The organism is uncultured Thiodictyon sp. (assembly GCF_903828115.1).
GTDB lineage: Bacteria > Pseudomonadota > Gammaproteobacteria > Chromatiales > Chromatiaceae > Thiodictyon.
In genome coordinates, this window is record NZ_CAIKKU010000203.1 from 1 (window position 1) to 8,314 (window position 8,314).

The window sequence follows — 8,314 nt, forward strand, 5'->3', positions numbered from 1 at the left end:
GAGCTTATCGTAGCGCCTCGGATTCTCTCGCGCCCGAAATTGCATCGCTTTTTCGATTACGACAACGACAACGACAACGACAACGATGGTGTCTGTGTTCATCTGTGTTCATCTGTGTTCATCTGTGGATGACTGCTCTTTCCGGGGTGATGGGTTCGATGTAACCGGGTGCGGGTTGGGTGCATCACTGTCGATCCGCCCGTCGACGAAGTGCACCAGGCGCCGCGCATAGGCGGCCATGTCGGGCTCGTGCGTGACCATCAGGACCGTGATGCCGTGGTCCGTGTTCAGGGCGCGCAGCAGGTCCATGATCTCCTGGCTGCGCTGGGTGTCGAGGTTGCCGGTGGGTTCGTCGGCCAGGAGCACGGCCGGTTCGGTGACGATGGCGCGGGCGATGGCGACGCGCTGCTGCTGCCCGCCGGAGAGTTCCGCCGGGGTGTGGTGCTCCCAGCCGCCCAGACCCACGGAGCGCAGGGCCCGGGCGGCGGCCGCGTGGCGCACCGCGGCGCTGTCGCCGCGATAGACCAACGGCAGTTCCACGTTCTCCTGCGCCGAGGTGCGCGCCAGCAGGTTGAAGCCCTGGAACACGAAGCCCAGGTAGCGGCGGCGCAGGCGCGCCCGCTGGTCGCGCGACAGGGCCTCGACATGGGCGCCCAGGAACAGGTATTGGCCGGAACTGGGGGTATCCAGACAGCCCAGGATGTTCATCGCAGTCGACTTGCCGGACCCGCTGGGCCCCATGATCGCGACGAACTCGCCGGCCCGGATGTCGAGCGTGACGCCCTTGAGCGCCAACAGTGCGACCGCGCCGGTCCCGTAGACCTTGGTCACGCCGCGCAGGTGGATCAGCGGGGCGCTGGCGGCGATCGGGGCCGCGGTGCGTGCTGCCGTGGATGGCGCGCTCATTTCCCGGCCGCCGCCTTCTGGTCGGTGATCACCTGCATCCCGGCCTGCAGGTCGCCGCCGGTGATCTCGGTCAGACGGCCGTTGCTGATGCCCGGTGTCACCGCCGCCTTGTAGGTCGAACCCGCCTGATCCAGCGCGGCCTGCTGGGCCCGCACCTGGGCGCGCAGGGTCCCGCCGTCGAAGATGGGCACGGTCACGGCGGCCAGCAGTACGCTGACCACCGAGGCGCCATGGGTCAGCCCGGCTAGCGTCAGGGCGTCGAGCCCCAGCGAGCAGCTGATCCTGAAGTTGGGCGCGCGCGCCGCGTCGGCCTCTGCCACCCGCGCCATGGCCGAGCGCATCGCCTCCTCCGCGGCCCGGACATCGGGCCTTTGCCGCAGGGTTTCGGCCGGAAAGCTCAGGACCAGGCCCGGCGCCGCTTGCGGCACCGGACCCACCGCGGCCAGCGCTGTTGCCAAATCCGCGGGCGGGCGGCCGGTCAACACCGCCAGTGCGTATCGGGACTGGGCGATGCCGGTCTGGATGGCCGGCACCAGGGCGCTGGTCTGCTCGGTCTGGGTGAGCGCCTGCTCGGCCTCCAGTGAGGTGGTCAATCCGGCCTGCAGGCGCCAGCGCGTGATTTGCAGGGTTTCACGCTGGCTCGCCAGGTTGTCATCCGCAATCGCGAGCAGGGCCTGGGCGTTACGCAGTTGGATGTAGGCGAGCGCCACCTCCGCGGCGATCGACACCTGCACGTCGCCCAGGCTCGCGGCACTGGCGCGGGCGGTCGCCGCGGCGGCCGCCAGGGCACTGCGGTTGACACCGAAGATGTCGAGCTCCCAACTCGCGTCCAGACCGACCTGAAACCGCTCGCCGGTACTCTTGCCACCGGCGCTGCTGTGCTGGGCCGAGGCCGCGCCGTCCAGCGTCGGCCACAGTGCGCCCGCCGCGACATCGCGCAGCGCCCGGGCCTGCCGCAGCGCCGCCTGGGCGCCCTGGACATCGGTGTTCGCCCGCAGGGCGTCGGTCACGAGGGTGCTGAGCAGCGGGTCGTTGAAGCGCGACCACCAGTGCGCGAGCGCAATGCGCAGGTCCTCGCTTTGCTCCCGTCGGTAATCCAGCGCGGTGCGTCTGCGTCTGACGACCAGTGCGCCGACCTGCTCGGCACGCTGCGCCACTGCCGCACCAAGCGGGCTGTGCGGCAGGAGATTTCCCCTCACGAGTGAGGCCTTAGAGGTTCCTGCACGCATGATGGTTGGCCTACAATTCGTTAAGTTTCGGAGCTTTGGCGGTCGCGGCGCAAGCCCGACCCAGTTAAAGCCAAGTCTCTGATTATTTGCGTCCATTTGCATTCATTTGCGGCTGAACTGCTTTTTCCGGGGTGAAGGCCCCGCGACGCCGAACCTGGCGTCGTGCGGGGTCGAAGTGCGCGGTCCCTGGTTGCCGGCTACTGCCCGGTGACCATCGGTCCGCGCTCTCCCGGCAACTACTTCGCCGGCTCGGCCGGGGCACTCTCACCGGACTTGCCGGTCTCGCCCTGGCGGCCGGCCGCACCCTTGGCGCCTTGATCGCCGGTGGCGCCCTGCGGGCCGGCGGGGCCAGGCGCCGCGGCGGGGACATTGACCACGGTGGGGGTCTTGTCACAGGCGGCCAGGGTCAGGCCGGCGAGCAGCGCGGCCATCAGTATCGAACGATTCATGAGATTTTCTCCAGGTTTGAAATGTCGTTGCGGCGGCGGCACCGGGGTGCCCGCGCAGCGACGCGATTGACTTGGGCCGTCCCTGCCCACCGGGCCTGATTACATGCCGAATTTCGCCTTGGCCTCCTGCAGGCAACGATCACTGTCGGCACCCGTCAAGGCGCCGCACTTGGCCTGCGCCACCGCGTAATTCGCCTCACGCTTCTCCGCTGTGGCATTCTGGCGGGCCGCGGTGCCTTCCTCCTTCGCCTTGGTTTGCGTTGCGGCAGTCTTTTCGATCGCCGTCTGGTCCGCCTCCCAGATCTTCAATTGCGCCTCGGCGTCGGCCCGGATACGGGTCTCGACCGCCTTGGCCTCCTTCACGCAGACCTCCTGGTCATTGCCGGTCCGGTCATCGCACTTTTGATTGGCGATCGCGTAGCAGCGTAGGGTGGACAAGTGATAGCGCAGTCCACCGCATCCCGCGCCGCCTGGTGGACTGCGCTGCGCTTGTCCACCCTACGAGGCCGCGCGGCCGGACATGGGGCCAAGGCCGTCGCGGGCTGTCATCGGGGTGCGTTACCGCACCGACGGTATTCGCAATGAGACCTAGAGTGTCGCTGTAGCGATGGAATCGATCATTCCTCGCCCGGGTCATGACCAGCGTGGTCACGGCTTAAACGTCCCAGCAGGAGATGGTCATGAACAAAGAGCAAGTGAAAGGCCGCGTCGAAGAGGCAAAGGGCAAGATCAAGGAAGTCACCGGCCACGTGGTCGGCAACAAGGACCTGGAACTCGAGGGAAATATCCAAAAGAACAAGGGCAAGGTCGGGGCCGGCCTTGGCGACCTGAAGGACGACCTCAAGGCAGCCAAGTAAGGGTCCGTCAGGTCGCGCCCGCCGCCTTTGTACGCCGGCGCACCGACGCCGGAGGGGCTGCGGCCTATGCTTGCTGATATCACGATGCAGCGGCCGGCGAGCCCTGTGCCGCGGGTAACCGTCGGCGTCGGTGATCCTGCTCCGGTCCGCCTGCAACGGCGCGCCGAACTTTCTGCTACAAAAGAGTTAAACTATCAAACACTATCGGTCGCGTTAGTGGCGGCACTCGGCCTGTGCGCCTGTACCGGACCGCAAGGACCCTCGGGGGTTCAGGGTCCGACCGGACAGACCGGGCGGACCAGCGTCGATCAGGTGATCGTGACCCCGGCCCGTGCGGGGACCACTGAAACCGTGATCATGGCCCCGGCCCGTCCGCTCACCAGGACCACCGAAACCGTGACCAGCGCGCCGGGGCGCGCGACCAGAACGACCACCGTGTCGCGAGACTCCACTTACTACACGCGTTAATGGGGCGAGATGTGACGCCGCTCATCGAGTTCGCCTGGTTGCACTGGGTCTGGGGTCTGGATGCCCTGGGCCTGGCGCTCCTGCTCGGCTATAAGGTTTATGCGATCGGCGTCTTTCGCCGCCACCCCGAATGCACTCACCAGGGCCGCTCCAACCGGCTGCGCCGGGCCTGGGTCGAGAGTGTGCGCGCCGACGGCAAGGATATGCTGGCGATCGAGACGCTGCGCAACTGGGTGATGTCCGCAACCATGTTTGCGTCGACCTGTATCCTGATCGGCTTAGTCATCAATCTGCCGGACGGGTTCTTCAGTGGTCCCCCGGCCCAACCTATTGCCGATACGCTGGATCGTGCCGGCGGCTACTATAACCGGGGCACCCGGGTATTCATCCTGGCCGTGCCCTTCGTACTGTGGCTGATTGGACCGGACTGGTTCTTGGGCGGGGTGTTGATCGCACTGCTGCTGCTCTATCGCTTCGATTTCCATGACGATCGCGCGCCGGTGCGTGCGGCCGCGGCCCCGCTTGCCGGGCTCGGCGTCGGCGCCCCGCACGCGCTGCCGGTTGCCGAGGTCTTCGCGGCCCTGCGAAGTACGCCCGAGGGGCTCGCCGGTACCGAGGCCGCCAAGCGCCTGGCAACCGTCGGCCCCAATCGGCTGCAGGCCGCGCCCAAGACCGGGCCGATCATGCGCTTCTTCAAGCATTTCCATGACAGCCTCATCTACATCCTGCTCGCCGGCGCACTCGTGACGGCGCTCTTGGGGCAATGGGTCGATACCGGGGTGATCCTCGCCGTAACGCTCATCAATGCCGTCATCGGCTTCATCCAAGAGGGCAAGGCCGAGCAGGCGTTGGCGGGCATCCGCACCATGCTCGCGTTGCGCACCCATTGTCGGCGCGACGGCCAGTGGGTACGACTCGACGCGGCCGATCTGGTGCCGGGTGACACCGTGCGGCTGGTGGCCGGCGATCGGGTGCCCGCCGATCTGCGCCTGAGTGAGGCCGCCAGTCTTCGCATCGACGAGTCCGCGCTGACCGGCGAGTCGGTGCCCGCCGACAAGGGCACCGACCCGGTGGACCAGTCGGCGGGGATCGGCGACCGCGGCGGCGCGGCCTATGCCGGCACCCTGGTCGCCGGCGGCTCCGGGTTGGGGGTCGTCACCGGCACCGGGGCGCGCACCGAGTTGGGACGCATCGGCCAACTGATCGCGCAGTCGGTGACCGTCATCTGCACGGACAAGACCGGCACCCTGACCCGCAACGAGATGACGGTCCGTCATGTCGTCACCCGCGTCCGGCAGTACCAGGTGTCCGGGATCGGGTATGCCCCGGACGGTCTGGTGCGGCACGCGGGCCTTGCCGTAGCGCTTGCCGAAACCCCGGACTTCCTGGCCTTGATCGAGGTGGCGGCCCTGTGCAACGATGCGGGGATCGCCGAGGACGACGGCCACTGGAAGGTTATCGGTGAGCCGACCGAGGGGGCCCTGTGCACCCTGGCGCGCAAGGCGGGTTTCACGCCCGGCAAGGCCAGGCGGCTGGCGGTCATTCCATTCGATTCCACGGCCAAGCTTATGGCCACGCTCCATCAGATACCGCGCACCGGGTTGCGGCTGCTCGTGAAGGGGGCGCCCGGCCCGGTGCTTGAGCGCGCTGCACCAGTCAGCGTGCTGCCGACGGCCGCGACGAGCCGCTGGACACCGCCTACTGGGTGGGTCAGGTCGACGCGCTCGGCGCCCAGGGGCTGCGGGTGCTGGCCGCCGCCGTCGGCACGCCCCCGGACGGCAAGACCGATCTTAGTCCCGCCGATCTCGACGGGGGTCTGGTCTTCCTGGGGCTGGTCGGTATCGTCGACCCGCCGCGCCCGGAGGCGGTGGCGGCCATCGCCGCCTTCCGGCAGGCCGGCATCCGCGTCAAGATGATCACCGGCGACCATCCCGGCACCGCCATCGCCATCGGGAGGGAAATGGGTATCGGGGATGGCAGCCGCGCCGTGACCGGGGCCGAACTGGAGGCGGCCGACGACAACTTCGCCTCGATCGAGCACGCGGTGGAACAGGGTCGCACCATCTACGACAACCTGTTCAATTGCCGTTCACTGACTGAATCGAGCCTGCGGCCGCGGCTGTGGTTTACCAATCCGGCGGCCTGGCTGTCGGTCGGGCTGCTCATTGTCCTGCAGGGGCTCTTCGTCTATGTGCCGGTCATGAACCTCTGGTTCCATACCGCCCCGCTGGCCGCACGCGAGTGGCTGCTGCCGATCGGTGTCGGCCTCGCGATCTTCCTGCTGGTCGAGGTGGAGAAGGCGCTGGCCCGGTGGCTGGCGCCCAGCGCGCAGCCGACGGCCCGCTTTATCACCCGACCGCCCGGCACCGGCGCCGGTGAAGCGACGAATCGTCATGAATTGAATTATCTCAAGGCTTCCCATCCGCAATGACGCGGGCGGGAAGGACCGGTACCGCAGCGCCGACCCATCCGGGAACGCCGCGGACCGCTCCGGCACGGAGGCCAAGGTCTATCATCCGCAACTGGAGCATTCGCTATGAACTTCGACATCAGCAAAAACAATATCGGCACCACTGACCGCATGATCCGCATCGGCGTTGCCGTCCTCCTGCTCATCGGCGCGATGCGCGGCGACAGCTGGGTGGCGGCCATTATCGGCGCGGCCCTGATCGCGACCGCCTATTTCCGCTTCTGCCCGGCCTACGGGCTCTTTGATTTCAGCACCAACAAGGACGTGCCGCCGGTGGTCAAGTAGGCCGCCGGGCCGTCCACCGACCGCGCCGCCCGGCGCGGCCGGTGGGCTTTGCGGCGGGGCGTTTGGCGTGAGCAATTGCCGGATCTGGGTTGCTCTCAACTGCGGCCGCGCGCCCTTGCGGCAACCCGTCGCGGCCGGGGGGGCCGCTCCGACGCCGTAGGAGCGGCCCCCTGGCCGCGACGGATGTCAGGCGCGTGGTGGCCGGAATAGCGATTGCGTCGCCTGGGTGAGTCGACCATCACGAATAGTCCCCTAGGTGATTAGCGCTGTGCCTCAGTTGGCCTGCGGGTTGCCGTCCGTGGCACTGGGTCCCGGCATCCTGCCGGGACGACGCGCGTCGGTGTCTGTCCTTTGGGCTCGTCATTCCGGCAGGATGCCGGAATCCAGTGCCATGGATGGCAGGCTCGCGGACTGGCGCTGAGTTTCGAGACCAATCACCATCCCCTATTCTTGCCCAGGCGTCGGGAGCGAAGGTGGTTGATCAGGGACTTTTGAAATGGACTGGCTGGCTCTCCAACGCCTGTTGACCACCCCGGTCATGCCCCTGCCGCTGGGGTTAGGGCTGGCGTTTTTCGGCTTGGTCTTGCTGTGGTATCCGCGTGCACGCCGGGCGGGCTCGCTGCTCGTCGTCGGTGGCCTGCCAGTGATCGGGCTCGCCTCCTCGCCGTTGGTGGCGGAGTCGCTGATGGCGAGCCTGGAGGGCGCGTACCCGCCACGGGACGCGGCGGCCTGTCCTGCGGCCGATGCGATCGTGTTGCTGGGCGGTGCGGTCCGGCCCAGGGTCGAGGGCGATGTGCGCGCGCGTCTGCATGGCGGTTCCGATCGGGTGTGGGAGGCGGCACGGCTGTACCATGCGGGTTGTGCGCCGCGAGTGGTGGTGAGCGCGGGCGGGCGGATCGAGCCGCCGTTGCAGGAGCCGGAGACCGAGGCGATCGCGCAGTTGTTGACCGGGTTGGGGGTGCCGCGCTCGGCATTGCTGCTGGAGTCGGCGAGCCGCAATACGCTGGGAAACGCGGCCTTCAGCCGGGCACTGCTGAAACCCTTGGGGGTCGACCGGGTGTTGCTGGTGACCTCCGCGTGGCATCTGCGCCGGGCGGTGGCGCCGTTTGAGCGGGCTGGATTCGCGGTCGTTCCGGCAGGGGCAGATTATCGGTCTTTTGGAGGCTGCCAGGGGGTGCAGTGCTGGGTGCCGAGTATCGAGGCACTCGAGGCAACGGGACTGGCGGCGAAGGAGTATCTTGGATACTGGGCGCAGGCGGGGGGCTAGTACCACCTGACGCAATTGCTCGGACCATTGGCGTAGGGTGCGCCGTGCGCACCCTCCGGTCGCGGTGCGGACCTTGGCCGATCCGGGGCTATTGGCGGTGATGATGGAGATGAACGACAGCGGTGGGCGGTATGGGTCCGATGAGGAGGCGTTGCATGTGGCGATGCTGGGGCAGGGGTTCGAGACCTTCCGCTATCGGCCGTTCGAGCGGGTGTTGGAGCCGCTGCATGGGGCGCGTTCGGGGAGGGAATACGGTTTATGTCAGGGATGCTGGGCGGTTGGCGGAGCGGGTGCGGTCGGCACGGCGGTTTCGGTAGGTGTCACGTTTGAAGTCGTCGAGCGTGTAAGCCATGTCGGGAAGCTCCAGACGCTGGCTCTTGAGC

The 8,314-nt window shown here is 67.7% G+C and carries 10 protein-coding genes and 1 pseudogene; 6 read left to right on the forward strand and 5 right to left on the reverse strand.

All coding sequences use genetic code 11. The annotated features are described in order from the left end of the window. Positions 1-108: 108 nt before the first annotated feature. From QZY48_RS07435 to QZY48_RS07450, 4 genes are all read right to left on the reverse strand, one after another. Positions 109-906 (reverse strand): ABC transporter ATP-binding protein, encoded by a 798-nt coding sequence (locus QZY48_RS07435; RefSeq protein WP_295429665.1) that lies wholly within the window; start codon positions 904-906, stop codon positions 109-111. Continuing rightward, a complete protein-coding gene (locus QZY48_RS07440) occupies positions 903-2,105 on the reverse strand; it encodes an efflux transporter outer membrane subunit (protein WP_295429668.1) in 1,203 nt (400 codons plus the stop codon). Before QZY48_RS07440 ends, QZY48_RS07435 begins: the two co-directional genes overlap by 4 nt. A 266-nt stretch (positions 2,106-2,371) precedes the next feature. After that, complete coding sequence (locus QZY48_RS07445) at positions 2,372-2,584, reverse strand: hypothetical protein (protein ID WP_295429671.1); 213 nt, start codon at positions 2,582-2,584, stop codon at positions 2,372-2,374. Positions 2,585-2,683: 99 nt separating this feature from the next. Continuing rightward, complete coding sequence (locus QZY48_RS07450) at positions 2,684-2,947, reverse strand: hypothetical protein (RefSeq protein ID WP_295429674.1); 264 nt, start codon at positions 2,945-2,947, stop codon at positions 2,684-2,686. Positions 2,948-3,264: 317 nt separating this feature from the next. On the opposite strand from QZY48_RS07450, the gene QZY48_RS07455 reads away from it, so the two are divergent. Then, positions 3,265-3,441, forward strand: coding sequence for a CsbD family protein (locus tag QZY48_RS07455; protein ID WP_295429678.1), 177 nt, complete (start codon positions 3,265-3,267; stop codon positions 3,439-3,441). Between the two features lie 308 nt (positions 3,442-3,749). Here QZY48_RS07455 and QZY48_RS07460 read toward each other — a convergent pair whose 3' ends face one another. Beyond that, positions 3,750-3,875 carry a hypothetical protein gene (locus tag QZY48_RS07460; RefSeq protein ID WP_295429680.1) on the reverse strand — a complete coding sequence of 42 codons (126 nt, stop codon included), beginning with the start codon at positions 3,873-3,875 and terminating at the stop codon, positions 3,750-3,752. A 45-nt stretch (positions 3,876-3,920) separates the two neighbouring features. Between QZY48_RS07460 and QZY48_RS07465 the strand changes: the two genes are divergently transcribed. The 5 genes and pseudogenes from QZY48_RS07465 to QZY48_RS07485 all read left to right on the forward strand — a co-directional run. Beyond that, positions 3,921-5,825 (forward strand): DUF599 family protein, encoded by a 1,905-nt coding sequence (locus QZY48_RS07465; RefSeq protein WP_295429683.1) that lies wholly within the window; start codon positions 3,921-3,923, stop codon positions 5,823-5,825. Continuing rightward, the gene (locus QZY48_RS07470) at positions 5,777-6,340 is read left to right on the forward strand and encodes a cation transporting ATPase C-terminal domain-containing protein (protein ID WP_295429684.1); all 564 of its coding nucleotides are present in this window, start codon (positions 5,777-5,779) and stop codon (positions 6,338-6,340) included. The genes QZY48_RS07465 and QZY48_RS07470 overlap by 49 nt, the downstream gene beginning before the upstream one ends. A 105-nt stretch (positions 6,341-6,445) precedes the next feature. Beyond that, complete coding sequence (locus tag QZY48_RS07475; protein ID WP_295429686.1) at positions 6,446-6,664, forward strand: DUF2892 domain-containing protein; 219 nt, start codon at positions 6,446-6,448, stop codon at positions 6,662-6,664. Between the two features lie 496 nt (positions 6,665-7,160). After that, positions 7,161-7,931: a YdcF family protein gene (locus tag QZY48_RS07480; RefSeq protein WP_295429688.1), complete on the forward strand. Its 771-nt coding sequence runs from the start codon at positions 7,161-7,163 to the stop codon at positions 7,929-7,931. Between the two features lie 73 nt (positions 7,932-8,004). Then, positions 8,005-8,314: pseudogene (locus QZY48_RS07485) on the forward strand (hypothetical protein); the annotation flags it as partial.

Excerpts from the sequence above, each read along its gene's own strand:
- QZY48_RS07435 (WP_295429665.1), bottom strand. The coding sequence starts at position 906 with ATGAGCGCGCCATCCACGGCAGCACGCACCGCGGCCCCGATCGCCGCC.
- QZY48_RS07445 (WP_295429671.1), bottom strand. The coding sequence starts at position 2,584 with ATGAATCGTTCGATACTGATGGCCGCGCTGCTCGCCGGCCTGACCCTG.
- QZY48_RS07455 (WP_295429678.1), top strand. The coding sequence starts at position 3,265 with ATGAACAAAGAGCAAGTGAAAGGCCGCGTCGAAGAGGCAAAGGGCAAG.
- QZY48_RS07475 (WP_295429686.1), top strand. The coding sequence starts at position 6,446 with ATGAACTTCGACATCAGCAAAAACAATATCGGCACCACTGACCGCATG.
- QZY48_RS07480 (WP_295429688.1), top strand. The coding sequence starts at position 7,161 with ATGGACTGGCTGGCTCTCCAACGCCTGTTGACCACCCCGGTCATGCCC.